Consider the following 23496-nt stretch of genomic DNA (forward strand, 5'->3'; position numbering starts at 1 on the left):
CTCAGCGGAAGTGCGTCTCGATCCCGAACGCGGCGCGCAGCTGTGCCATGTCGTGCAGGTCCTGTGCGCGTGGCGGATATCCCCGGTGGAAGTAGACCTGTTGCGCCGCCGACAGGCACGGCACCGCGCGGCCTCCGATCGTCCCGGTGACGAAGCAGTCCGCCGGGTAGCGGAACGGCTCGCCCGGCGTCAGCGAGGCCTGCGTGGCGCTGCCGTCCGCGGCGAACCGCAACGGGTGCAGATCGATCTCCCGGCCGCGCGGGTCCCGCACGACGAACCGCACCGGCCGCCACGACACGGTCTCCGCGAACCCGGCCGCCGCCAGCGCCTCGACTACCGCGGGCTCCTGCTCCTCGCGGTGCATCAGGTCCAGGTCGCCGTGCGGCCGCGTCTGCCGGCCGACCAGCGCGTCGACGCCCCAGCCACCACCGACCCACACGTCGAAGGCGCGCAGGAGGTCGAGGACGTCGAGCACGTCCGTGGTGTTCACGCCCGCAAGGGTGGCAGCCGTTCGTGCCACGGGTCCAGCGCATTCCACCGGGGCACCGGCAAAGCCCGCGACCGGAGGGCCGGGCAGATCGGGTCCTGAACCGCGTCCACAATGGACCTCGTGCACTCCGGAGGCCGTGTCCGCCGAAAACGCCGGACCGGCTCGGCCCAGCTCGCCTCGTTAGGACCAGGTCTGCCCGCCACCGGCATCGAGCCGGTGCAACGCGGTCACCCCCGGATGGCGGTCCGGGCGTGGGCCGGTGGCACGAGCACCGGCGTCCGTGCTGGTCATGGACACGATCGGCGAGGGCGAGCATCCTCAGGTCGTGGAACAGGTCGTCGAGCTGACAGATCTGGACGAGGTCCGGGACGGCCTCAGTGCGGCCTACGGCACCATGCGGATCCGCGGCGCCGGTGAGCGGCCGTGGCTGCGGCTGCGGAAGCGGCAGTTCGGTTCGCTCCGGTTCGACTACCTGGACAGCTCCATGTGCTTCGAGGCCAGCAGCGGACCGCAGGACAGCTACATCTTCACGCACCTGGACGCCGGGCGGGTCCGCTACCGGGTGAGCGGTGACGAGCAGTACGTGCGGCCGGGCCAGGTGCTCCTGACCGGGCAGCCCGAGGTGGCGTACGCGGTGGCGATCGAGGATCCGCGGGCCACGCTCGTCGTGGTCGACCAGTCGGTGGTCAGCGGGTTCACGGGTGGTGTGCGGTTCACCGGCGGCCGGGCGGTGCCGGCCAGGGCGGCGGCCGCGTGGCGGTCGACGTGCGTGCACCTGCGTGACGAGCTGCTGCCGGCGTTCGCGGACGAACCGCTGGTCGTGGCGAATGCGACGCGTCTGCTCATGGCCACGACGCTGGCGACGTTCCCGAACGTCCCCCTCGTGGACTACTCGCCGGGTCATGTGCGCCCGCACGCCCTCAAGCGGGCCATCGCGTTCATCGAGTCCGAGGCCGCGCGGGACATCACCGCCGCCGACATCGCGCGTGCTGCCCGCGTGTCGGTGCGGGCGATCCAGCTCGCGTTCCGGCGGCACCTCGACACCACCCCGACGGCGTACGTGCGGCGCGTGCGGCTCGCACAGGCCCACGTCGATCTGCGCCGGGGTCGTGGCACGGTCACCGAGATCGCCGCCAGGTGGGGGTACGCCCGTCCGAGCGTCTTCGCGGCCCACTACCGGACCGCCTACGGGGTGTGCCCGTCGACGACGCTGAGGTCGGGCTGACGCGTTTCGTTTTCGCGGCGGTGCCTTCGTTTCCGCTGCTATCGCCGGACGACGGGGTGCGGTCTGCTGGTGCCGGAGGTGCACCGATGTCCGCAGAAGCGTGTGATCCCAGCCCCTTCGCCATCCGCACCAGCCGGTCGGGCACGCGGTTCGTCGTGACGTGCCGCGGCGAGGTCGACGTGACCACCTGTGACGCGTTCTTCGCCGCGGTGCTGCCCGGCATCGCCGACAGCGGCACCCGCCGCGTGGCGATCGACCTGGGCGGGGTGACGTTCCTGTCCGCGAGCGGCCTGCGCATCCTGCTGCTGTTGTTGTGCGCGTGCCACTACAACGGCAAGGAGTTCGACCTGTGCAACGTCCCGCCGCGGGTGCGCCGGGTGCTGGACCTGTTCGGCTTCACCACTTTCAAAGCAGGTCTTGTGTGGGAGGCGACCATGTCGCCGGTGAGCCGCCGTCACTAGCTTGACCAGCTATGTTGCTGCCTCTGGTCCTCGTGGCGTCCCTGCTCACCCCGGCTCCGGCGCCGCACGCGCCGCACGTCCCCGGCGCGGAACACCAGGAGCTCACCCGGCTGGCCGACCTCACCACGGCCGGCGGCATCACCGACCCCGCCGACTGGGCCGGTCTGACCAGTACCGCGCTGCCCCTGCCCGGCCCCGTCGCCGGCGTCCAGATCGACGGCTACTTCCCCGACACCTCGCACACGAACACCAACCACGGCTGGAACCACGACAGCCAGTTCGTCGTGCGCCTGCCCGACCGCTGGAACGGCGGCCTCGTCGTCAGCGGCTCACCCGGCGTCCGCGAGCAGTACGCCAACGACCGCGCGATCTCCGACTGGGTGCTCGCCCGCGGCTACGCGTTCGCCGCCACCGACAAGGGCAACACCGGCGTCCAGTTCTACCGCGACGGCATGGCCGAGTGGAACCACCGGCTCACCCAGCTCACGATCGCCACGAAGTCCGTTGTCGCGCAACGCTACGGCCGCCCCGCCAAGCGCACCATCGCCACCGGCATCTCCAACGGCGGCTACCTCGTGCGCTGGCAGCTGGAGAACCACCCGCACCTCTACGACGGCGGCGTCGACTGGGAAGGTACGTTGTGGACGGTCAAGGGGCCGAACCCGCTGACGTTCCTGCCGCCCGCGCTGAGGGCCTACCCGTCCTACCTCGCCGGTGACCCGCAGGCCCACGCCGCGATGGTCGCCGCAGGCTTCCCGGCCGGCACGGAGTTCCTCTGGGACTACCACTACCGCTACTACTGGGACCTGACCCAGCGCATCTACCGCGAGGACTTCGACCCCGGCTTCGACGGCGCGGCAGAGGCCGGGTTCCCGTTCTGCGCCTCCGGCACCCCGCTCTGCGACGCCGACTACGACTACTCCGCCCGCCGCCGCGTCGCCGGTCCCGCCATCGCCCCGGTCGCGCTGACCGGCAGGATCCACCGCCCGCTCATCACCGTGCACGGCACCCACGACGTCCTGCTGCCCATCTCCCAGGACTCCGACGTCTACGCCGCCATGACACCCGACCGCCTGCACCGCTACTACCGCGTCGAGCAGGGCACCCACGTCGACGGCCTCGTCGACGCCCACCCCGACCTCCTGCGCCCGCTGGCCCCGTGCCACCGCTCCGCCTTCGTGGCGCTGGAACGCTGGCTCGACGGCACCACCCCGCCGCCGTCCGCGACACTGCCGCGGCCGGCCGACGTCTCGACGTGCCCGCTGTCATGATCTGGGGGTGACCACCATCGAGCTCGTCCTGGGTGACATCACCGAACAGCACGTCGACGTCGTCGTGAACGCCGCCAACTCCTCCCTGCTGGGCGGTTCGGGGGTCGACGGCGCGATCCACCGCAGGGGAGGCCCGGAGATCCTCGCAGCGTGTCGCGAGCTGCGTGCCGGGCACTACGGCGGTGGTCTGCCGACGGGCCAGGCCGTGGCGACGACGGCGGGCCGGCTGCCGGCGCGGTGGGTCGTGCACACGGTCGGGCCGGTGTGGTCGGACACCGAGGACCGCTCGCAGCTGCTCGCCGACTGCCACCTGAACTCGCTGCGGGTGGCGGCGGAGCTCGGGGCGGCCAGCGTGGCGTTCCCGGCGATCTCGACCGGGATCTACCGGTGGCCGGTCGCCTCGGCCGCGCGGATCGCCCTGGCGGCGGTCAGGGACGCGCCGGTCGAGCTGGTGCGGTTCGTGCTGTTCAGCCAGGAGACCTACGACGCCTACGAGCGGGCCCGGTCATGACGCCGTGCTCTCCCTGACCTGCAACGAGAACGGCGTCTGCACGTTCTCCACCGCCACCTCGCCCGCCCCGACCCGCCGGTGCAGCAGGTCGACGGCGGCACGGGCGATGGCGCCCTTGTCCGGCGCCACCGACGTCAGCGAGGGCGAGCTGTAGGCGCTTTCCTCGTTGTTGTCGAACCCGACCACGGCCAGGTCGTGCGGCACCCGCACGAACCGTTCTGCGGCCGCCCGCATCGCGCCGACGGCCAGCAGGTCGTTGAAGCAGAACACCGCGTCCGGCGGGGTGTGCATGTCCAGCAACGCGTTCATCGCGGCCGCGCCGTCGGCCCGGTGGTAGTTCAGCGCCGGAACGACCAGCGCCGGGTCGAACTCGATCCCCTCCAGCTCCAGCGCGGCCCGGTAGCCCTCCAGGCGCAACGCGGCCGTACCGCGTTGCGGGTGGGCGCCGATCGCCGCGATCCGCCTGCGCCCCAACGAGATCAGGTGCCGCACGGCGGTGGTGGCGGCCAGCACGTTGTCGATGCCCACCCGCGAGATCGGCACGTCCACCTCGTGCTCGCCGAGCAGCACGGACGGGACCTCCAGCTGGAAGTCGCTCACCGCCTCCGGGCTGATGATCGCGGCGTCCACGAGGTGCGGGCCCAGTGACGCGAGCGCCGAGCGTTCACCGGACAGGGTGCCGAAGGTCTGCTCGATGAGCACGTTCCACTCGTGCTCCTGCGCCGCCGCGATCACCAGGCCCGCGAGCTCGGCGAAGTAGGGGATGGAGAGCTCGGGCAGCACCAGCGCGATGGAGCCGGTGCGGCCGCGGCGCAGGTTGCGGGCGCCGAGGTTGGGGCGGTACCCGGTGGCGGCCAGCGCCTCCTCGACGCGGCGGCGGTTGTCGGGCTTGACGAACGAGTAGCCGTTGACCACGTTCGAGACCGTCTTCACCGAGACGCCGGCCAGGCGAGCGACGTCCTTGAGCGTGGCCAACACAGCCTCCAGATGCGTACCGGGAAAAGTACCGGGAAGTCCCCAGTCTTTACATCGTTGGAACAACGATGCAAATCTAGCCGGTGAGAGCGCGACCACGCACCATGCACGCGTAGGAGAGCCAACGATGTCCCTCAGTCGCACCCTGCCGATCGTCCTCGCCGCGGTGCTCGTCGCGGGCTGCACGGCCAGGGAAGGCCAGCAGACGACCACCAGCGGCGGACCGGCCGCGAGCGCCGCCCAGAACCAGAGCGGCGGACCCGGCTGCGGACGTGAGCAGCTCGGGTACCCGCAGGTCGGCATCAAGGGCGCCACCGTCGGCTTCTCGCAGTCGGAGAAGGAGGCGAACCCCTTCCGCACGGCCGAGACCAGGTCGATCGAGGACGAGGCGGCCAAGCGCGGGGTCAACCTGCTGACCACCAACGCGCAGGGCGACCTGAACAAGCAGATCAGCGACATCAAGTCGTTGCTCGACCGCGGCGCGCAGCTGCTGGTCGTCGCGCCGCTCAACTCCGACGGGCTGCAGCCGGCGCTCGACGCGGCGAAGGCCAAGAAGGTGCCGGTCGTGACGATCGACCGCAGGGTCACCTCGCAGCCCTGCACCGACTACCTCACGTTCATCGGCTCCAACTTCGTCGAGCAGGGCAAGCGCGCCGCCCAGGCGATGATCAAGGCGACCGGCGGCAACGGCAAGGTCGCGATCCTGCTCGGCGCGTCGGGCAACAACGTCACGGTCGACCGCACCAAGGGCTTCAAGGACGCCATCGCCGGCACCGGGCTGAGCGTGGTGGCCGAGCAGACCGGCGAGTTCGACCGGTCCAAGGGCCAGGCCGTGATGGAGCAGCTCATCCAGAGCAACCCCGACATCACCGCCGTCTACGCGGAGAACGACGAGATGGGCGTCGGTGCCGTCACCGCGCTGCGGGCCGCGGGCAAGCAGCCCGGCAAGGACGTGAAGATCGTGTCGGTGGACGGCACGCGCACCGCGGTGCAGCTCGTGGCGGACGGCAGCTACACCGCGGTCGTCGAGTCCAACCCGCGCTTCGGGCCGCTCGCGTTCGACACGCTGGAGAAGTTCGCCGCGGGCCAGGAGATCCCGCAGACGATCGTGATCTCCGACGACGAGTACGACACCACCAACGCCGCGCAGAAGCTCGCCAATGCCTACTGAACCCGTCATCGAGGTCGCGGGCGTCACCAAGACGTTCGCGGGCGTGAAGGCGCTCGACGGCGTCGACTTCACCCTGCACCCCGGCGAGGTCCACGCCCTGGTCGGTGAGAACGGCGCCGGCAAGTCGACGCTCATCAAGGTGCTGACCGGCATCCACCGGCCCGACGGGGGCGAGGTCCGGCGTGCCGGTCGCATCTCCACGATCTACCAGGAGGTCAACCTCATCCCGCTGATGAGCGTGGCCGCCAACCTGTACCTCGGCCGGGAGCCGCGCAACCGGCTCGGCCTGATCGACCGGGCCGCGGCGAACGCCGGCGCGCGGCGGATCCTGGCGGGCTACGGCATCACCGCCGACGTCAGCCGGCCGCTCGGCACGCTGTCCGTCGGCGAGCAGCAGATGGTCGCGCTGGCCCGCGCGGTCGAGGCCGAGGCGGACGTCGTGATCATGGACGAACCCACCTCGTCGCTCGAACCGCGCGAGGTGGAGACGCTGTTCGAGGTCGTGGAACGGTTGCACGGCCAGGGCATCGCCATCGTGTACGTCAGCCACCGCATGGACGAGCTGTACCGGATCTGCGACACCGTCACGGTGCTGCGCGACGGCCGCAAGGTCCACAGTGGACCGCTGCGTGACCTGCCGAGGATCGAGCTGGTCTCGTTGATGCTCGGCCGGTCGGTGAGCGACATCAGGGCCGGTGGCACCACGGCGTTCGGCGAGGACCACCACGCAGGCAAGGAACCGGTGCTGCGCGCGGAGGACCTGACCAGCAGGCCCAGGCTCAACGGGGTGGGCCTGACCATCCGGCCGGGGGAGGTGGTGGGCCTGGCCGGCCTGCTCGGCTCCGGCCGCACGGAGACCGCGAAGGCGATCATCGGCGCCCTCCCGACCCAGCACGGCACGGTGCTCGTCGGCGGCCGGGCCGTGCCGCGCGGCAACGTGAAGGCCGCGATGCGCGCGGGCATCAGCATGCTCGCCGAGGACCGCAAGGCGGAGGGCATCATCCCGCACCTGTCCGTGCGGGAGAACATCGTCCTGGCCGCGCTGCCGCGGCTGAGCCGGTTCGGCCTCGTCAGCCGTGCGCGGCAGGACCGGATCGTGGACCTGTTCGTGACCAGGCTGCGCATCAAGGTCTCCAGCCCCGAGCAGCGGGTCGCCGAACTCTCCGGCGGCAACCAGCAGAAGGTGCTGCTGGCGCGCTGGTTGTGCGCCGAGCCCAAGGTGCTGCTGCTGGACGAACCCACCCGTGGCATCGACGTCGGCGCCAAGGCCGAGGTGCAGGCGCTGATCGACGAGCTCGCGCAGGAGGGCCTGGCGGTGCTGCTGATCAGCTCCGAGCTGGACGAGCTGCTCGACGGCGCCGACCGGCTGGTCGTCCTGCGCGACGGCCACGTCGCGGGTGAGCTGACCGGCGCCGAGCTCACCCGCGAGCACGTGCTCAGGGCGATCGCGGCCGAGACGGGGGTGGCGGATGACGTTGACAGCCACTAGGACGCGCTGGTTGCGGGACAACGGCGTCTACCTCGCCGTCGCCGCCCTGCTGCTGTTCAACGTCCTGTTCACCACGAACTTCCTGACCGTGGGCAACTTCCGCACCCAGCTGGTCCAGGCCGCACCCGTGCTGATCGTCGCGCTCGGCATGGCGCTGGTGATCGGCACCGAGGGCGTGGACCTGTCCGTCGGCGCGGTCATGGCCCTGGCCGCCGCCCTCATCCCGCTCTACCTCGGCTACGGCCCGCTGCCCGCGGTCCTGGTCGCACTCGCGGTCGGGCTGGTGGCGGGCGCGTTCAACGGGTTCCTGGTGGCACGGGTGGGCATCCAGCCGATCGTCGCGACCCTCGCGCTCCTGGTCGCCGGACGCGGCCTGGCGCTGGTGATCGCGGACGGTCAGCTGGTGCAGCTGCACGACCCGGCGTTCCTGGCGCTGGGCACCGGCGACGCGTTCGGCCTGCCGATCAGCGTGCTGGTCGCGGGCGTCCTCGCGATCGCGGTGGCCGGTCTGGTCAACCGCACCACGTTCGGCCGTCAGCTCGTCGCCGTCGGCGGCAACCGCAGGGCCGCGCACCTGGCCGGCCTGCCGGTGGGCCGGGTGCTGGTCGGCGTCTACGCGATCTGCGGCGTGCTCGCGGCGGTGGCGGGTGTGCTCGCCACGGCACGGCTCGGCGCGAGCGACCCCGCCGACACCGGCCTGCTCATGGAGCTGTCCGCGATCACCGCGGTCGTCGTCGGCGGAACCCCGCTGACCGGCGGCAGGGTGCGCGTCCTGGGCACGGTCATGGGCGTCGTGCTGATGCAGCTCGTCAGGGCCACGCTGATCAAGCACAACCTGCCCGACTCCATCGCGCAGATGATCCAGGCCGCGATCATCGTGGCCGCCGTCTACGTCGCGAGGGAGCGCCGATGACCACGACCCTCGCCTCCGCCCGCACGAAGGTCCTGCAGCGCCAGGGAGCAGCGGTCGCGCTGGTCCTCATGGTCACGGTGGCGTGGCTGGTGTTCCCGCGCTTCGGCAGTCTCGACAACGTCCGCGACCTCGCCCTGCAGGGGTCGTTCCTGGCCGTGATCGCGATCGGCATGACGTTCGTGATCATCACCGGCGGCATCGACCTGTCCGTCGGGTCGCTCTACGCACTGGGCGGTGTGCTCGCGGCGTACGGCTCGCAGTGGGGGTTCTTCGCCGCACTGCTGTTCCCGCTCGTGGTGTGCGGGCTCATCGGCGTGGTCAACGGCCTGCTGATCGCCCGCACGAGCATGGCGCCGTTCATCGTCACGCTCGCCTCGCTCCTGTTCGCCCGCGGGCTGCTGCTGGTGATCACCGACGAGGGCGCCACCACGTACCAGATCGCACCGGACTCGGCGTTCGTCGAACTGGGCCGCGGCACGGTGTTCGGCTTCGGCCACCCGGTGTTCGTCGCGCTCGTGCTGGCCGTGCTCGGCGGACTGCTGCTCCACCGCACCACCTTCGGCCAGAACGTGTTCGCCACCGGCGGCGCGGAGTCCTCGGCGGTCCTGATGGGCGTCCCCGTCGCGCGCACCAAGGTCCTCGTCTACACCATGAGCGGCACGCTGGCGGGTCTCGCCGGCGCGCTCACCGCCGCCTACCTCCAGTCCGGTGTGACGGTGATCGGCGTCGGCACCGAGCTGGACGCGATCTCCGTGGTCGTCATCGGCGGCACGCTGCTGACCGGCGGCGCGGGCACCGTGCTGGGCACCATGATCGGCGTCGGCCTGCGCACGGTGATCCAGAACGTGATCAACCAGATCGGCACCCTCGACAGCAACCTCCAGTCCGTGGTGAGCGGCGTCTTCCTGCTCATCGTCGTCGTCCTGCAACGCACACTCCGGAGATAGGAGCACCATGACCAGACGCGTCCTGGGCGTACTGGCCGGAATCCTCATCGCGACCACAACCCTGACCCCGACGGCCGCGCACGCCGCCGAGTGGCAGCCCAAACCCGCACCCCTCACGACACCGTGGACCAGCCAGGTGTCGCCGTCCAACGCCCTGCCCGAGTACCCGCGACCGCAGCTCGTCCGGCAGGAGTGGCAGAACCTCAACGGTGTCTGGGAGTTCACGGGTGCTCCCGACCTGACCTCGCCTCCCTTCGGCAGGCCGCTGGCCGAAGGGGTCCTCGTGCCGTACCCGGTCGAGTCCGCTCTGTCGGGTGTCAAACGGCACGAGGACAACATGTTCTACCGCCGCACGTTCACCGTTCCGTCCTCCTGGGACGGTCGCAGGGTCAAGCTCAACTTCGGCGCGGTCACCTGGGAGACCAGGGTGTGGGTCAACGGCACCCAGGTCGGCACGCACACCGGTGGCTTCGACGCGTTCTCGTTCGACATCACGCCCGCGCTGCGGACGGGCGGCAACGAGATCATCGTCGGCGTCCACTCGCCGGTCGACGGCAGCCGCTACCCGATCGGCAAGCAGCGCCGCAACCCGGACGGCATCTTCTACACCGCCGCGTCCGGGATCTGGCAGACCGTCTGGCTGGAACCCGTGCGGGCGCAGCACATCACCCGCCTCGACACCACCCCGGACGTGCCCGCGGGCGTGCTCGACCTGGTTGTCCAGGGCAGCGCCGGCCAGACCGTCACCGCGCAGGTGCTCAGCGGCGGGAAGGTCGTGGGAACGGCGACCGGGCAGGTCGGTCAGCACCTGCGTGTCCCGGTGCCCAACGCGCGGCTGTGGTCGCCGGACGACCCGTTCCTCTACGACCTGCGCGTCACGTCGGCCAGCGGTGACGCCGTCACCGGCTACTTCGGCATGCGCTCGCTGGGCAAGGCCGTGGTCGGCGGCGTCATGCGGCCGTTGCTCAACGGCAAGTTCGTCTTCCAGCTCGGCACGCTCGACCAGGGCTACTGGCCCGACGGCGTCTACACCGCCCCGACCGACGCCGCGCTGCGGTGGGACCTCGAACGCCAGAAAGCACTGGGGTTCAACATGGTCCGCAAGCACATCAAGGTCGAACCGGCCCGCTGGTACTACCACGCCGACCGCCTCGGCCTGCTGGTGTGGCAGGACATGCCCGCGCTCGACGCCGTCGACGAGGTCCCGAACGGCCACACCGCGTTCGAGTCCGAGCTGCGCCGGATCGTCGACCAGCTCAAGGGCATCACGTCGATCGTGCAGTGGGTACCGTTCAACGAGGGCTGGGGCGAGTACGACGCCGGCCGCATCACCGACCTGGTCCGCTCGATCGACAACACCAGGCTGGTCAACCACAACTCCGGCGCCAACTGCTGCGTCTCCGACCCCGACCCCGGCAACGGGGACGTGATCGACGACCACCACTACCAGATCACCACGGCCACCCGGACCCCCGACGCGCGCCGCGTGGCCGTGCTCGGCGAGTTCGGCGGTCTCGGCCGCCGGATCACCGGCCACGAGTACCAGCCGGGCCGCGGGTTCGCCTACGGCGCCCTGTACCCGGACGAGACGTCGCTGACCACGCGGTACGTGGAGATCACCAAGCAGGTCGCGCGCATGGTGCACACCCGCGGCCTGTCCGGGTCGGTCTACACCGAGCCCTACGACGTGGAGAACGAGGTCAACGGCTTCTACACCTACGACCGCCAGGTGCTGAAGACGACCGAGGCGCGGGTGCGGGAGGTCAACCAGCGGGTCCTGGCCATCGCGAACGGCACGGCGGTCGGCCCGGACGACGTGGTCTCCCTGCGCGTCACCACGTCCGGCTACACCGACCGCTACCTGCGCCACCGCGACAGCCTGGCCCGCACCGACGTGCCCGCCTCCGACCTGGACCGCCTGGACGCCACGTTCTTCGCGCGCCCCGGTCTCGCGGACGCGTCCTGCCTGTCGTTCGAGTCGCGCAACTTCCCCGGTCAGTACCTGCGGCACAGCAACTCCCGGATCGGCACCGCCGCGAACCCGGCCGCGGGGGACGCCACGTTCTGCGCCCGCGCGGGATCGGGCGGCACCGCGCTGGAGTCGTACAACCAGCGCGGCGCGTTCATCCGGCACTACAACGAGAACGTGTACCTGGCGCGCTCGGGTGGCCCGAACCCGTGGGACACCGCGAGCTCCTTCGCCGCGGACACCACCTGGGCGGTGGGCGGCGCGCTGTGGCGCAGCGGCGCTGACCTGCCGCTGGACCAGGCCCGGTCGTTCCGGGTCACCACGCCCGGCTTCACCGACCGCTACCTGCGGCACCGCGAGGGCCTGGCGCGCACGGACGTGGTGACCGCCGGCAGCGCCGCGCTGCTCAAGGCGGACGCCACGTTCGTGGTCCGGCGCGGCCTCGCCGACCCGTCCTGCTACTCGCTGGAGGCCCGCAACTACCCCGGTCAGTTCCTGAGGCACGCGGACTTCCGCGTCCGGCTCGGCACGAACGACAACAGCGAGCTGTTCCGCCGTGATGCGACGTTCTGCGCGCAGCCCGGCCGTGGCGGCGTCCGGCTGGAGTCGGTCAACGAGCTCGGCACCAACGTCCGGCACTACGCAGAGGAGGTTTGGGTCGCATCGAGCGGCGGCGCCCACGTCTACGACAACCCTGCCGGCTATCCGGAGGACGTGAGCTGGGCCGTCACCTCACCCTGGGCACCCTAGGAGGAAAAGTGTTGCTACGCCTTGTCTCCGTATCAGCTCTTGTACTCAGCACGATCGTCGTCCCCGGCGCCGCGGCCTCCGCCGAGGTGGTCGAGGCGATGAGCCGCGACTTCGGCATCACCAAGGGCGAAGCGCTGGCGCGGATCAGCCAGGAGAAGACCGCGCTGCGCATCGACCCGTCCGCGCAGGCGGCGGCCGGGAACGCCTACGGCGGCAGCTGGTTCGCCGACGGCAAGCTCAACGTCGCCGTCACCGACCCGGCGAAGGCCGACGCCGTCCGTGCCACCGGTGCGACGCCGGTGCTGCGGGCGAAGTCGCTGGCATCGTTGAACTCCACGAAGGACGGCATCGACCGGATGTCGAAGTCGGGCAAGGTCCCGGCCGGGATCGCGTCGTGGCGGGTCGACGTCCCGACCGGCACGGTCGTGGTCGAAGCCGAGCCCACGGCCGACGTCTCCGCACTGCCGAAGGACGTCGTGGTCAAGCGCGACGGCGTCCGGCAGCCACGCACGTTCGCCGCGGGCACCGTGGGCGGCGACCCGTTCTACACCGGCAACGTGCGGTGCTCGATCGGGTTCTCCGTGCACGGCGGCTACGTGACCGCCGGGCACTGCAACGTCGGCGCCTGGAACGTCTACGGCTGGGACCGGTCGTGGCAGGGCGAGTTCGTCGGTTCGTCGTTCCCCACCAACGACTACGGCTGGGTGCGCACCGGCGGTGGCTGGTGGAACGTCCCCGTCGTGCTCGGCTGGGGCCAGGTGAGCGACGCGCTGGTGCGCGGTTCGTGGGAGGCACCGCCCGGCACGTCCGTGTGCCGTTCGGGCTCGACCTCGCACTGGCACTGCGGCGTGGTGCAGGGCCGCAACGAGACCGTGAACTACCAGCAGGGCGCGGTCTACGAGATGGTCGGCACGTCGGTGTGCGCGGAGCCGGGTGACTCCGGCGGCTCGTTCATCACCGGTGACCAGGCCCAGGGCGTCACGTCCGGCGGCTACGGCGACTGCACGGGCGGTGGCCGCACGTGGTTCCAGCCCGTCAACGAGATCCTGCGGGTCTACGGGCTGACGCTGCTCACCGCCTGATCGGCGGGTCCACCGGGACGCCGCGTCCCGGTGGACCTCCTCAGGTGAACAGGATCCGGGCCGCCACCGCACGCCCCAGCCACGTCCGCAGCCCGGTGAACGCCGCCTCGGCCACACCGGGCTCCCGCACCATGGACAGCCCGCGCCGCATCGCCTTGCGCGCCAGGTACCGCCGGCGCAGACCGGCGCCGTCGTAGTGCTCCAGCACGTACCTGTTGCCGCTGCGCAGGTAGTCGACCGTCACCGACGCGGCCAGCTCCGACATCCGCAGGCACGGGTCGAGCCCGCCCGCGGTCAACGGCGACACCGCGCCCGCCGCGTCCCCGACCAGCAGCCCCTCGGTGCTCACGATCCGGCGCAGCACACCGCCGACCGGGATCGGCCCGCCGCGGCGCCGGACCGGACCGGCGGGCGCGGGTGTGGGAAACGTGTCCTTGAACCGCTGCAGCAGCCGGGGGAGCGGCGCGGTGAACCGGTCGGCCCGGCCGGCGAGCCCGACGTGGGCGTGCTCGCCGTCGTCGACGACCCAGGCGAGGTAACCGGGTGCCAGCCGCGGGTCGAGCACGCAGTGGAACGTGGGCGTCGAGCCGGAGGCGACCGGGTAGACCTCCTCGATGCCGGTGATGAGCGTGCGGTTGACGTCGAGGCCCAGCTGCCGGGCCACGGTCGAGCGGGCACCGTCCGCGCCGATCGTGAAGCGCGCCTTCGTGGCCCCGGCCGGGTAGCTCGCACCCAGCCGGACCCGCGCACCGGCCCGTTCGGCGTCCCGCACGGCCTGCGCGTAGACGCCCTCCATGTGGCCCACGCGGAACTCGTCGCGGGTGCTGACCAGTTCGACCGGATCGCGCAGCGACGGCGGGTGGAGCACCACGCGCCGGACCGCGGGCCCCAGGTGGGGGAGGTCGTAGTCCTCCAGCGTGCGCCGCACGAAGATGCCGGTGGTGCGGATGCCGCTGCCGAGGCTGCCGCGCCGCTCGCACACGGCGACGTCCAGGCCCGCCTCGGCGAGCAGGCGGGCGGTGCGCAGTCCGGCGAGCCCGGCACCCACGACGAGCACGTCCACGGTGTCCATGCCTGACGCTAGAACGCGCAGGCCAGGTCGGTCCCCGTCGCGCGCGACACCTTCACCGGACCTGCACAGCACCTTCACGATTGACCCGGTTCGACACGCCGGTGACGGTGGTCGCAGCGAATGAGGTGTTCCCTCCGGGCCGCTGAGAGGTGAGAATCGTTCGCGTGGGGGATGCGCACGGGCGAACCGTCGAGAGCAGGGCCGGCGTTGCCGCGTTCCTGGCCGGGGTGTGGCTGATCGCGGCACCGCCGGTCCTGCACTTCGACGCGGCCGTGACCGCGTTCGAGCCGTACTGGCTGTCGATGGGCGTGGCGGTGCTGGTCATGCTGCTCGGCATGGTCCGCGCGATGGCCCCGTTGGACGTGCCGCTGCTGCGACCGATCACGATCGTGCTGGCACTCGTGCTGATCGCGGTGGCGTTGCTGCACAACGCCGACGGCAGCTCCGTCGTCTGGCTCAACCAGCTCGTGGTGGCCGGGGTGGTCGCGCTGTCGGCCGCGCTGGCGTTGCTGGTCACGTTCCGCCGATGAGCGACACCTGTCTGCTGTGCGGCGGCGCCCAGGAGCTCGTCGTCGGCGTCCGGGAACGCGGCCCGCACCCGCAGCTGCACGACTACACCCGCGTGCTGTTCTGCCCGGCCTGCGACGTCGGCGAGCTGCGCGCGTTCAGCTTCGACGGCTTCGTGGCGTGGGACGAGGAGGACCCGGTCATGGTGTGGTCGGCGGCACTGTCCACAGCGGACGTCTCGCTGCTCCGCACCGCGTTCGCCTGCCCGAACCCGCTGGACCACCGGTGCGGGTGCGCCCAGCACGAGCGCGCCTACTCGACGAGCGTGGGCACGACGAAGACCCTGCTGTCCGAGTACGGCCCGCGGCGGCACAGCCCGGACGGCCGCTCGACGGCGACCGTCCGGGTGGCCGGCGGGCTCGCCGAGTTCCGGTCAGCAGCGCTCTGACGTCTTGGCGGACAGGAAGTAGCTGTCCCCGTTGATCCGCCCGACCGCGCGCGTGCACTGGTCGAGCGTGTCCGCGGCCCGCGACCACAGCTCCCGCTGCCCCCGCTCACCCGTCTTGTACCCGTGCGTCAGGTTGGGCTCGGTCGAGACGTACGTGATCAGGTAGAAGTCGTTGCGGTGCCCGGAAAGCCACTGGTCCCACACGTAGATGTAGGACCAGTTGCTGTCGCAGCCCTTGAACTGCTTCACCGACGCCACGGTGGTGTCGTAGTTCTTGACGTAGGCCGTGCTGCCGATCTGCGTCACGCCGCTCGGGCAGGCCGGGTTGCGCTCGGCCTGCGCGGTGCCCGTGACCCCTGCCGACGCCGCCGCGGTCAGCGCGATCACGGCCAGATGCTTGCGCATGGTGCTCCTCCTCGATTCCGCGAAGAGCCTGCTGCGCACCGGTTAGCCGGCGGTAAATCAGTCGAGCACGGCCGTCGCCTCGACCTCGACCAGGTGCTCCGGCACGTCCAGCGCGGCCACGCCGATCAGCGTGGCCGGCGGCGCGGGCACGTGGCCCGCCTTCCGGCCCGCCGCGGCGATGCCTTCGAGCAGTTGCGGCATCTTGTCCGGCGTCCAGTCCACGACGTAGACGGTGACCCGGACGAGGTCCGCGAACGACGCCCCGACGCCCCGCAGCGCGGTGTGGACGTTGAGGTAGGCCTGCTCGACCTGCGCGGCCAGGTCCGGCGCGGCGTCCCAGGCCACCTGGCCGGCCACGTGCACGGTCCTCGTCCCCGTCGCCACGGCCACCTGGTGGTAGACGTCGATCTGCGGCAGGCCGTCGGGGTTGACCAGGGTGATCATGCTTCCTCGCTCTCTTGTGGTTACTGGGAAACCGTAGGAGAGTGAGGCTCGACCTGGAAGAACGCACTATTAAGTGACTGGGGAACCACAAGGTGAGCAAGCAGTTCACGCTGCCGCAGGACGCCGATCTCGCCCGCGCCGACTCGCTGGCGCGCGAGGTCTTCTCCGACGTCGCCAACAAGTGGGCGCTGCTGATCATCGAGGCGATCGGCGACGGCACCCGGCGCTTCACCGAGCTGCGCGCCGACGTCGACGGCATCAGCCACAAGATGCTCACGCAGAACCTGCGCCTGCTGGAGCGCAACGGCCTGGTGGAGCGGTTCGTGCACCCGACGGTGCCGCCACGGGTCGACTACACGCTGACCGAGCCGGGACGGGAGCTGCGCAAGACCGTCGACGCGATGTGCGCGTGGACGACGAGGTACCTGACCGAGATCGAGTCGGCCCGCCGCCGGTTCGACGGCTGAGGTCAGGCCAGATCCGCGCGGAACGCACCGTGCAGCGCCTGGACCAGGTGCCCCAGCCGGAACGCACGCGTCCGTTCGTCCTCGCTCATCCGGCTCCGCGCCCACGGGTCGTTGAGAGACCAGCTCGCCCTGCGCGCCAGCGTCGACCACTCGCGCACGTGCCGGCCCAGCTCACTGTCCGGGGTGACCACGACCGGTTCACCGCGCCGCGCCGTCTTCAGTGCCGCTGCCAGGCCGGGCGTGTCCCCGAGGTGCAGCTCGGTGACGATCTCCTCGGCGAGCGCGCGTGCGTTCCCGGGGCCGGACGGCCGGGCGCGGCTGAACCAGTGGTCGAAGTGCGCGCTGAGCAGCGGTGCGGTGAGCTGGTCGAGTGTCGGCGCGACACCGGTGACCAGCTCGCTCAGCCGCAGCGCGCGGCTGACGGCGTGCTCGTACTGGCCGCTGTCGTCGTCCGGGTCGAACCCGGCCGCCCGCATCAGGGGCAGCAGCCGGTCGGGGTCCGTGCCGTGGCGCGTGTCCGGGTGGTTGAGGTGGAAGCCGGTGACGATCGTGCCGTCGACCGCGTAGCCGAACCTCGGCGTGGCGTAGTCGTGCCGCAGCACGGCGACCGCCTCGGTGCCGCGGGACAGCACGTCCACCAGGGTCTCCACCCAGAAGCCGTTGAGCTGCACCAGAACCGTCCACTCGCCGGCCGCCAGCGCACCGGCGACCTCCGGGTAGCCGTCCTCGTAGTTGTGCAGTTCGCCCACCTCCTCCGGCGCGCGTTCGGCCACCGTGTCCGCCAGCCCGCCGATGCGGCGAAGGGCGTCGAGCGGCTCGACGCCGCGCACGAACGCGATCGAGAAGATCTCGCCCAGGAACGGGTGGTTGCCGGGATGGGCGTCGGCCCAGGACAGCTCGTGTGGCACGTGGTTCCCCCAAGAACGCGGTGCAGCGATCTTGGCACGACACCCGGCCGTGTTCCCAGGCGCCGACGAGCACCGGTCACCCCGCGGAGCGCTGGTTGCCGTACCGGGCCGTGGTGGCGTGCCATTCCCGGTTGCCGCCGAGCCAGGCCCACATCCCGGCGAGGAACCGGCCCAGGGCGGGTGACCCGGTCAGGGCGAGGGAGGCCGACTCCCTCTCGTAGTCGTGCACGAGGTCGTTGTGGATCCGGATGCTGCGCTGGACGGCTTCGTCGTGCGTGCACCCCTCCTCCGCCGCGATCACGGCGGGCAGGTCGAAGTCCAGGCCGGGCGAGGAACGTTCCTTGTCCATCGAGTACAGGTCGTTGACCAGGACACTCGCGGTGCCGGCCAGGTTCATCACGCGCCGTACCCGTGGATCGGCGAACTCGGGGCCGGGCACCTCGTACCCCGCGACCGCGTCGATCATCGCCAGGTTGGGGCGGAAGCTGTTGACCGCCCGGTTGAGCAGGTACTCCCACACCGACGGCAACCGGTCCTCGTGGCGCCAGGACGCCTCCTGCTCGTAGCCGAGGAACAGCGTGGCGGCTTCGTGCCTGATCCGCTCCGCCTGCACGGGTGTGGTGTACCGCGACAGCCGGCGCCATGCGCAGCGGTGAGCCGCCAGCACGGGCTCGCGATCGACGGCGGCGTCCAGGTCGGCGGCGTAGCGGTCGGGCATGGCCACCGGATCGGTCGCCGTGTAGGCCACGGCCAGGCGCGAACCGAGCAGCGCCGGCACCGAGCCCAGCGACGCGTCGTCGCAGTAGTAGTCGTCCGCGGTCCACCAGGCCAGCGTCATCCGGGCGACGGCGAGCAGCCGGTCGTAGTCGTCGGTGTCCACGTACGTCAGCGTGATCAGCCGGCCGAAGTTCATCTCGCGCAGCACGTCCAGCCGCCCCGGGAAGATCCCCACCTGCCCGGCCCACTCGACGAGGCCGTCGTTGACCGCGCGCTCGAGCACCGGGTCCCGGCGCAGGGCGGGCGGGCAGTGCAGCTCGTCCCGCACCGGCGTCGCCCCGCACCGGCCGAGGGTCCGGGCGAGGTGAGCCGCTGAGGTCCCGATGCCGGACGGCCCCTGCGGAAGCCTCCCGGCGACTTCCGCGACGTGCGGGAACGGGAACTCCAGGAACCGGGCCCGGTATCGCGCGGCAAGAGCGGGCGACGTCACCGGGAGCACTTCCGACACAGGGTTCCTCCTGGTGCGAGGTGAACGGCGCGACGGGCCGGCAGTCCGGTGAGCCTGCCGGACACGCGGGACGAGGACCGGTGGACCGCGGCTGTGCCGCTTCCGGGCCACAGTGCCAGAGGCGGGTGCCGGACGGCAGAGGTGATCGGCGGTGTCACTCGTACGGGTAGAGAGGCGGCATTCCGCGCACGGGTGATGTCGCTGAGACCTGTTCCTTTCTTGTCCCAGGTGGACGGTTTCGCCGGTGTCAGCGGATGTCCGTTCCGCAGGCGTGAGCGACCGACACCCACTTCGTGTGACGGCTTCGGATGCACCCGTTCGGCCGATATCCCCGTGCACCGCGGGTTCGTTGAGGAAGGGCAACTCCTGCGACGTGAGGACCTGACGGATGAGAAGGCTCGGAGCCGGACTGGCTGCCGCTGTGCTGGTGCTGGCAGGCGGTGTGCCGGCGGGCGCGGTGGAAGGCACACTGCCCGGCGGGATCGGGATCGGGGTGGACATCGAGACGCCACTGCCCGACACGGTGATCCCGAAGGGCACCACCAAGGTGGTCGGCACGGCGTCGATCGGCACCAAGGCGGCGACGCCGAGGACATCGGTGGTCTACGTGCTGGACAGCTCCGGCAGCCTCACCCAGGCCGGGTGGGACGCGGAGAAGCAGGCGGTCGCGGACTTCCACCGGAAGGTGGCGCAGCAGCCGTACCTGGGCGTCGGCGGTGCCGGGCTGGCCGCGTTCTCCACCGGTGGGCGGGTCTTCTGGACCGGTCCGGCCGCTGGTCCGCAGTTCCACAACGCGCTGGCGGCGCTGCAGTGGCAGGACGGCAGCACCAACTTCACCGCGGGCCTGCGGGCCGGCACCGAGGCCGCGAACGCGACGACCGAACCGCGATCGATCATGATCTTCCTGTCCGACGGCCGCGACAACCACGCCCTGGAGAACTTCGAGGGCGCGCTGGCCCAGGTGCCCGAGCGGGTGGACATCCACACCGTGGCGTTCGGCCCTGACGCCGAGTGCGGCAACGGCCCGCGCAGCCTCAAGCGGATGGCCGACGTCACCGGCGGCGCGTGTGTGAAGGCTTCCGGAACGGGAGACCTGCCGACAGCGCTGGCGGCGCTGTTCCCGTCCGAGCTGCAGCGCCTGACGCTGACCGTGGACGGCGGCCCGGAGCTGCCGATCACCGACATCACCCCGGCCCTGCCCCAGCCCGGCCCGCGCCAGGTCCGCTACACCGTCGAGACCCCGCCGCTGGACGTGGGCAACCACCCGTTGTGCGTCACCGCCCACGGCACCGACTTCGGCGGGGCGGGCAAGGTCACCGACTGCACCAACGTGATCATCCGCGAACCCGGCACCAGCCCCGGCACCACCCCGGCCACCAGCTCACCCACGACCACCACCCCGGCCAGCCCGCCGCCGGCGGCGCTGCCGGGCAACCGCCAGGTCAGCGTCATCCCGCGCGGCGGCGTGGACACCGGCGGCGCAACGGCGGCACCATGACCACCCGCAAGCGCGCGATCATCGCCGCCACCGCGGCCGCCCTCCTGATCGCCGGCCTGCTCACCGCCGGGTTCCTCCTGCCCTCCGACGACGACCCGGCCGGGCAGGCCGCCGGGCAGCCCACCACCGCGCAACCACCGGCGACGTCCGCCACGCCACCGGTCGAGGTGCGCATCCCCGCCCTCGGCGCCCGTTCCAGCCTGATCCCGCTGGGCGTCAACCCCGACGGCACCGCCGAGGTCCCGCCTCTGGACCAGCCACTGCAAGCCGGTTGGTACAAGTACGGCCCCGCACCCGGCGACACCGGCCCCGCCGTCCTGTTCGGCCACGTCGACGGCCACGGCCGCCCCGGCATCTTCCACGACCTGGCCGAGCTGAAGGCCGGTGACCGCGTCGAGGTCACCCGTCACGACAACAGCATCGCCACCTTCACCATCAGCCGGGTCGACCGCGTCCCGAAGGACCGCTTTCCCACCGACGCCGTCTACGGCGAGACCACCACCCCGCAGCTGCGCCTGGTCACCTGCGGCGGCGCCTTCGACCCCGCCACCGGCGACTACCGGGACAACGTCATCGCCTACGCCGGCCAATAGGACCAGCTCACCCGTGACGCGGGTGCCACGGGTCTGTTCGACCGGTGGAGCCGGCCGCGCACGACGGCGGCGGTGTCACGGCTGCTTGAACGCGGCGGACCGGTCGGCACCGGGCGAACTGCTCCTCGATCTCGGCGACGTGCCGGGAGCGGGTGCTCGGCGGTGGACGGTGGAGGTCCGGAACCGGCGTGGTGCTGATCGGACCCGGCTCCGCAGGCGGATCAGTGACAATCCACTCGGGACAGTCCTCAGTGGAAGGTCAGAGCGCCGTCGGGCGGCTCGCCGCCGTGCAGCGGCGAGCCGCCCGACACGGCGTCACGCCCGCGGTTCGTACAGGCTGAACGGCGTGCCCTGGTCGTCGGAGCAGTGCGCGATCCGCCCGACCTCCGGCACCTGCTGCACGTCGTCGGCCTTGCCGCCCAGCTCCTGCACGCGGCGCACCGACGCGTCGATGTCGGCGGTGTGGAAGTAGACGCGCGGCTGGGTCAGCTGGGAGTCCTTGGCCGCGATCGCACCGGCCGCGCCGTTGGTGACGACGTGGTAGTCGTCGCCCATCAGGCTCGTGTCCCACCCGAACAGGCCGCCGTAGAACGCCCTGGCCCGCGCGGTGTCGTCGGCGGGCAGCTCGAACCAGTTCAGCTCTCCGGACATCTTCGCTCTCCTTGCGGTCGTGGTGCTTGTGAACCGAGGACGAGCGGGCGACGCCGAACTCGACATCACCGCCGGAGTTTTTCGCAGGCGGTGTCGAAGTGCTGGAGCGCGGCGCCCACGGCGGCCGCGACGGTGTCTCGAAGATCTCGTCCTCGGTGTGGCTCTGCTTGAGCACGCGCAGGTCGTCGGTGAGGCGGTGGAACGCCGTGCGGACGCTCTGCGCCAGGCCGCTTTCGCGGGCACCGCACTGCCCGCGAGCTGAGGTGACCACGCCGCCACCGACGACGGCCCGCGCGCTCAGGTCCAGGAACACCGCGCCGAAGAACTCCGGGCGGTACAACAGGGTCTACGGCACGTCGGACATCGGCGCCCGCGAGGTGAGCCGGGTCAGGCCGAAGGACAGCCACGCGGGCAGCCGGTGACCGTGGTCGAGCACGCCGAGCCGCGTCAACGCCCCTCCAGGGAACGGATCCGGCCCGCCAGGAACCGCTGGTCCGCCGCGCTGACCGCGAGCCCGGCCGCCACCCGGTACGCCGTCAGCGCCTCCGCGTCGCGCCCGAGCCGCCGCAGCAGGTCGGCACGGGCGGAGTGCAGCAGGTGGTACGACTCCAGCCCGCTGATCGCGTCGATCAACGCCAGCCCCACCGCGGGCCCCTCGGCCATCGCCACCGCCACCGCGTGGTTCAGCTCGACCACCGGGGTCGGTGCCACGGCGAGCAGTTCGCCGTACAGCGCGGCGATCCGCGACCAGTCGACCGTGTCCTGCACGTGCAGCGCGGCGATCACGGCGTGCAGCACGTACGGGCCGGCCGTGCCGAACCGCAGCGCGCGGTCGAGCAGCGTCATGCCCTCGGCGATCTTGTCGACGTCCCACAGCGAGCGGTCCTGGTCCTCCAGCAGCACCAGGTCGCCGTTCGGGGCGTACCGGGCGGCGCTGCGGGAGTCGTGCAGCAGCAACAACGCGACCAGCCCCATCGCCTCCGGTTCGTCCGGCATCAGCGCGGCGACGAGCTTGGCCAGCCGGACCGCCTCCTGCCGCAGGTCGGCGTCGCCGGTCGTGTAGCCCTGGGTGAAGATCAGGTACAGCACCGTCAGCACGCCCTGCAGCCGTTCGGGCAGCAGGTGGTCGGCGGGCACCTCGAACGTGATCCCGGCGTCGCGGATCTTGCGCTTGGCCCGCACCAGCCGCTGGGCCAGCGCGGGTTCGGCGACCAGGAACGTCCTGGCGATCTGCGCAGCCGTGAAGCCCGCCACCGCCTGCAGCGTCAGCGCCAGCCTGGCCTCCTGCGCCAGCGCCGGGTGGCAGCACGTGAAGATCAGGCTCAGCCGCTCGTCACCCAGGTCCACGAGCTGCTTCTCGGTCATCGTCACCGGTTCCGGCGCCGGTGGCGCCTTGGTGCGGGCCATCGCCGTGTGCCGCAACCGGTCGAGCGCGTGGTTGCGCGCGACGGTGAGCAGCCACGCGAACGGGTCGTCCGGCACGGCGGTGCGCGGCCAGCGGCGCAACGCCTGCGAGCACGCCTCCTGCAGCGCGTCCTCGGCCAGCTCGAAGTCGCCGAGCGCGCGCATGAGCGCCGCGAGCATCCGGGATCGGTGCTCGCGGTAGACCCGTTCGACCGCCGCGGAGGCCAGGTCGCTCATGCCACCCCGTGGTTGAGGCCGGGGATGTGGTCGACCGGGCGCACCTCCAGCGTGGCGCCGAACTGGGCCTGCGGGCACAGCTCGGCGAGCTCCAGCGCCTCGTCGAGGTCGCGGCAGTCGAGCAGGTAGTAGCCGCCGAGGTGCTCGTGCGTCTCGGCGAACGGCCCGTCGGTGAGCACCGCCCTGCCGTCCCGCACGCGCACGGTCGTGGCGGTGGTGACCGGCTTCAGCGGGTCACCGGCCACGAACACACCCCGGCGGCGGCACTCGTCCGCGAACGCGTTGACCCTGGTCAAGACGTCCTCGAACCGCGGGTCACCGGGCTTGGGCCGGTCCTCGCAGTTGTAGATCAGGAACATGTAGTGCATGCGTGCCCTCCAGTC

25 protein-coding genes are annotated in these 23496 nt (G+C 71.5%); 15 read left to right on the forward strand and 10 right to left on the reverse strand.

The genetic code is table 11. The features are described 5' to 3' along the window. Position 1: 1 nt before the first annotated feature. The gene (locus ADL03_RS13205) at positions 2-490 is read right to left on the reverse strand and encodes a nucleotidyltransferase domain-containing protein (protein WP_053733647.1); all 489 of its coding nucleotides are present in this window, start codon (positions 488-490) and stop codon (positions 2-4) included. Between the two features lie 259 nt (positions 491-749). Between ADL03_RS13205 and ADL03_RS13210 the strand changes: the two genes are divergently transcribed. The 4 genes from ADL03_RS13210 to ADL03_RS13225 all read left to right on the forward strand — a co-directional run bounded on the left by ADL03_RS13210 (position 750) and on the right by ADL03_RS13225 (position 3958). Continuing rightward, the gene (locus ADL03_RS13210) at positions 750-1715 is read left to right on the forward strand and encodes an AraC family transcriptional regulator (protein ID WP_157528558.1); all 966 of its coding nucleotides are present in this window, start codon (positions 750-752) and stop codon (positions 1713-1715) included. Between the two features lie 86 nt (positions 1716-1801). Then, positions 1802-2176, forward strand: coding sequence for an STAS domain-containing protein (locus tag ADL03_RS13215; protein ID WP_053733649.1), 375 nt, complete (start codon positions 1802-1804; stop codon positions 2174-2176). An 11-nt stretch (positions 2177-2187) separates the two neighbouring features. Then, positions 2188-3447: a tannase/feruloyl esterase family alpha/beta hydrolase gene (locus ADL03_RS13220; RefSeq protein ID WP_053733650.1), complete on the forward strand. Its 1260-nt coding sequence runs from the start codon at positions 2188-2190 to the stop codon at positions 3445-3447. 7 nt (positions 3448-3454) lie between these two features. Then, positions 3455-3958 carry an O-acetyl-ADP-ribose deacetylase gene (locus ADL03_RS13225; RefSeq protein WP_053733651.1) on the forward strand — a complete coding sequence of 168 codons (504 nt, stop codon included), beginning with the start codon at positions 3455-3457 and terminating at the stop codon, positions 3956-3958. Here ADL03_RS13225 and ADL03_RS13230 read toward each other — a convergent pair. Continuing rightward, positions 3953-4936 carry a LacI family DNA-binding transcriptional regulator gene (locus tag ADL03_RS13230; RefSeq protein ID WP_157528560.1) on the reverse strand — a complete coding sequence of 328 codons (984 nt, stop codon included), beginning with the start codon at positions 4934-4936 and terminating at the stop codon, positions 3953-3955. The two genes, ADL03_RS13225 and ADL03_RS13230, sit on opposite strands and share 6 nt — an antisense overlap. Positions 4937-5060: 124 nt before the next feature. Here ADL03_RS13230 and ADL03_RS13235 point away from each other — a divergent pair, with 124 nt between their 5' ends. From ADL03_RS13235 to ADL03_RS13260, 6 genes are read left to right on the forward strand one after another with little or no spacing between them, the layout of a single operon-like run. Next, positions 5061-6104, forward strand: a complete 1044-nt coding sequence (locus tag ADL03_RS13235) for an ABC transporter substrate-binding protein (protein ID WP_053733652.1) — start codon at positions 5061-5063, stop codon at positions 6102-6104. Beyond that, entirely contained in the window at positions 6094-7593 is a 1500-nt protein-coding gene (locus ADL03_RS13240; protein WP_053733653.1) for a sugar ABC transporter ATP-binding protein, read from the forward strand. Before ADL03_RS13235 ends, ADL03_RS13240 begins: the two co-directional genes overlap by 11 nt. After that, positions 7574-8506 carry an ABC transporter permease gene (locus ADL03_RS13245; RefSeq protein WP_053733654.1) on the forward strand — a complete coding sequence of 311 codons (933 nt, stop codon included), beginning with the start codon at positions 7574-7576 and terminating at the stop codon, positions 8504-8506. Before ADL03_RS13240 ends, ADL03_RS13245 begins: the two co-directional genes overlap by 20 nt. Further along, the gene (locus ADL03_RS13250; RefSeq protein WP_053733655.1) at positions 8503-9453 is read left to right on the forward strand and encodes an ABC transporter permease; all 951 of its coding nucleotides are present in this window, start codon (positions 8503-8505) and stop codon (positions 9451-9453) included. The genes ADL03_RS13245 and ADL03_RS13250 overlap by 4 nt, the downstream gene beginning before the upstream one ends. A gap of 7 nt (positions 9454-9460) precedes the next feature. Next, positions 9461-12172, forward strand: coding sequence for an AbfB domain-containing protein (locus ADL03_RS13255; RefSeq protein ID WP_053733656.1), 2712 nt, complete (start codon positions 9461-9463; stop codon positions 12170-12172). 8 nt (positions 12173-12180) lie between these two features. Then, positions 12181-13254, forward strand: coding sequence for a S1 family peptidase (locus tag ADL03_RS13260; protein WP_231641812.1), 1074 nt, complete (start codon positions 12181-12183; stop codon positions 13252-13254). A gap of 40 nt (positions 13255-13294) precedes the next feature. On the opposite strand, the gene ADL03_RS13265 is transcribed toward ADL03_RS13260, so the two are convergent. Continuing rightward, on the reverse strand, positions 13295-14326 hold the full coding sequence (locus ADL03_RS13265) for an NAD(P)/FAD-dependent oxidoreductase (protein WP_053733657.1): 1032 nt from the start codon (positions 14324-14326) through the stop codon (positions 13295-13297). A 164-nt stretch (positions 14327-14490) separates the two neighbouring features. Between ADL03_RS13265 and ADL03_RS13270 the strand changes: the two genes are divergently transcribed. Together ADL03_RS13270 and ADL03_RS13275 are read left to right on the forward strand one after the other, a co-directional pair. After that, positions 14491-14856, forward strand: a complete 366-nt coding sequence (locus ADL03_RS13270) for a hypothetical protein (protein ID WP_053733658.1) — start codon at positions 14491-14493, stop codon at positions 14854-14856. Beyond that, a complete protein-coding gene (locus tag ADL03_RS13275; RefSeq protein WP_053733659.1) occupies positions 14853-15281 on the forward strand; it encodes a hypothetical protein in 429 nt (142 codons plus the stop codon). The genes ADL03_RS13270 and ADL03_RS13275 overlap by 4 nt, the downstream gene beginning before the upstream one ends. On the opposite strand, the gene ADL03_RS13280 is transcribed toward ADL03_RS13275, so the two are convergent. Both ADL03_RS13280 and ADL03_RS13285 read right to left on the reverse strand, forming a co-directional pair. Further along, entirely contained in the window at positions 15267-15686 is a 420-nt protein-coding gene (locus ADL03_RS13280; protein ID WP_053733660.1) for a hypothetical protein, read from the reverse strand. The two genes, ADL03_RS13275 and ADL03_RS13280, sit on opposite strands and share 15 nt — an antisense overlap. Positions 15687-15743: 57 nt before the next feature. Beyond that, entirely contained in the window at positions 15744-16130 is a 387-nt protein-coding gene (locus tag ADL03_RS13285; protein WP_053733661.1) for a RidA family protein, read from the reverse strand. Between the two features lie 92 nt (positions 16131-16222). On the opposite strand from ADL03_RS13285, the gene ADL03_RS13290 reads away from it, so the two are divergent. Next, complete coding sequence (locus ADL03_RS13290; protein ID WP_053733662.1) at positions 16223-16597, forward strand: helix-turn-helix domain-containing protein; 375 nt, start codon at positions 16223-16225, stop codon at positions 16595-16597. A gap of 2 nt (positions 16598-16599) precedes the next feature. Here ADL03_RS13290 and ADL03_RS13295 read toward each other — a convergent pair whose 3' ends face one another. Then, complete coding sequence (locus ADL03_RS13295; protein WP_053733663.1) at positions 16600-17505, reverse strand: DUF6461 domain-containing protein; 906 nt, start codon at positions 17503-17505, stop codon at positions 16600-16602. Positions 17506-17581: 76 nt separating this feature from the next. Next, positions 17582-18730, reverse strand: a complete 1149-nt coding sequence (locus ADL03_RS13300) for a family 2 encapsulin nanocompartment cargo protein terpene cyclase (protein ID WP_082373087.1) — start codon at positions 18728-18730, stop codon at positions 17582-17584. A 388-nt stretch (positions 18731-19118) separates the two neighbouring features. On the opposite strand from ADL03_RS13300, the gene ADL03_RS13305 reads away from it, so the two are divergent. Beyond that, on the forward strand, positions 19119-20228 hold the full coding sequence (locus tag ADL03_RS13305; RefSeq protein ID WP_082373088.1) for a vWA domain-containing protein: 1110 nt from the start codon (positions 19119-19121) through the stop codon (positions 20226-20228). Further along, complete coding sequence (locus ADL03_RS13310) at positions 20225-20821, forward strand: class F sortase (RefSeq protein ID WP_053733665.1); 597 nt, start codon at positions 20225-20227, stop codon at positions 20819-20821. The genes ADL03_RS13305 and ADL03_RS13310 overlap by 4 nt, the downstream gene beginning before the upstream one ends. A 315-nt stretch (positions 20822-21136) precedes the next feature. Here the strand turns inward: ADL03_RS13310 and ADL03_RS13315 are convergent, their stop codons facing one another. The 3 genes from ADL03_RS13315 to ADL03_RS13330 form a co-directional block, all read right to left on the reverse strand. Beyond that, positions 21137-21472, reverse strand: a complete 336-nt coding sequence (locus ADL03_RS13315; protein ID WP_053733666.1) for a VOC family protein — start codon at positions 21470-21472, stop codon at positions 21137-21139. A gap of 447 nt (positions 21473-21919) precedes the next feature. Further along, a complete protein-coding gene (locus ADL03_RS13325) occupies positions 21920-23113 on the reverse strand; it encodes an RNA polymerase sigma factor (protein WP_053733668.1) in 1194 nt (397 codons plus the stop codon). Further along, complete coding sequence (locus ADL03_RS13330; protein ID WP_053733669.1) at positions 23110-23481, reverse strand: YciI family protein; 372 nt, start codon at positions 23479-23481, stop codon at positions 23110-23112. Before ADL03_RS13330 ends, ADL03_RS13325 begins: the two co-directional genes overlap by 4 nt. Positions 23482-23496: the final 15 nt, after the last annotated feature.

Origin of the sequence: Nocardia sp. NRRL S-836 (genome assembly GCF_001279525.1) — a bacterium.
Lineage (GTDB): Bacteria > Actinomycetota > Actinomycetes > Mycobacteriales > Pseudonocardiaceae > Lentzea.

Excerpts from the sequence above, each read along its gene's own strand:
- ADL03_RS13220 (WP_053733650.1), top strand. The coding sequence starts at position 2,188 with ATGTTGCTGCCTCTGGTCCTCGTGGCGTCCCTGCTCACCCCGGCTCCG.
- ADL03_RS13330 (WP_053733669.1), bottom strand. The coding sequence starts at position 23,481 with ATGCACTACATGTTCCTGATCTACAACTGCGAGGACCGGCCCAAGCCC.
- ADL03_RS13250 (WP_053733655.1), top strand. The coding sequence starts at position 8,503 with ATGACCACGACCCTCGCCTCCGCCCGCACGAAGGTCCTGCAGCGCCAG.
- ADL03_RS13310 (WP_053733665.1), top strand. The coding sequence starts at position 20,225 with ATGACCACCCGCAAGCGCGCGATCATCGCCGCCACCGCGGCCGCCCTC.
- ADL03_RS13240 (WP_053733653.1), top strand. The coding sequence starts at position 6,094 with ATGCCTACTGAACCCGTCATCGAGGTCGCGGGCGTCACCAAGACGTTC.
- ADL03_RS13265 (WP_053733657.1), bottom strand. The coding sequence starts at position 14,326 with ATGGACACCGTGGACGTGCTCGTCGTGGGTGCCGGGCTCGCCGGACTG.
- ADL03_RS13305 (WP_082373088.1), top strand. The coding sequence starts at position 19,119 with ATGAGAAGGCTCGGAGCCGGACTGGCTGCCGCTGTGCTGGTGCTGGCA.
- ADL03_RS13245 (WP_053733654.1), top strand. The coding sequence starts at position 7,574 with ATGACGTTGACAGCCACTAGGACGCGCTGGTTGCGGGACAACGGCGTC.
- ADL03_RS13285 (WP_053733661.1), bottom strand. The coding sequence starts at position 16,130 with ATGATCACCCTGGTCAACCCCGACGGCCTGCCGCAGATCGACGTCTAC.
- ADL03_RS13215 (WP_053733649.1), top strand. The coding sequence starts at position 1,802 with ATGTCCGCAGAAGCGTGTGATCCCAGCCCCTTCGCCATCCGCACCAGC.
- ADL03_RS13255 (WP_053733656.1), top strand. The coding sequence starts at position 9,461 with ATGACCAGACGCGTCCTGGGCGTACTGGCCGGAATCCTCATCGCGACC.
- ADL03_RS13235 (WP_053733652.1), top strand. The coding sequence starts at position 5,061 with ATGTCCCTCAGTCGCACCCTGCCGATCGTCCTCGCCGCGGTGCTCGTC.
- ADL03_RS13315 (WP_053733666.1), bottom strand. The coding sequence starts at position 21,472 with ATGTCCGGAGAGCTGAACTGGTTCGAGCTGCCCGCCGACGACACCGCG.
- ADL03_RS13325 (WP_053733668.1), bottom strand. The coding sequence starts at position 23,113 with ATGAGCGACCTGGCCTCCGCGGCGGTCGAACGGGTCTACCGCGAGCAC.
- ADL03_RS13280 (WP_053733660.1), bottom strand. The coding sequence starts at position 15,686 with ATGCGCAAGCATCTGGCCGTGATCGCGCTGACCGCGGCGGCGTCGGCA.
- ADL03_RS13275 (WP_053733659.1), top strand. The coding sequence starts at position 14,853 with ATGAGCGACACCTGTCTGCTGTGCGGCGGCGCCCAGGAGCTCGTCGTC.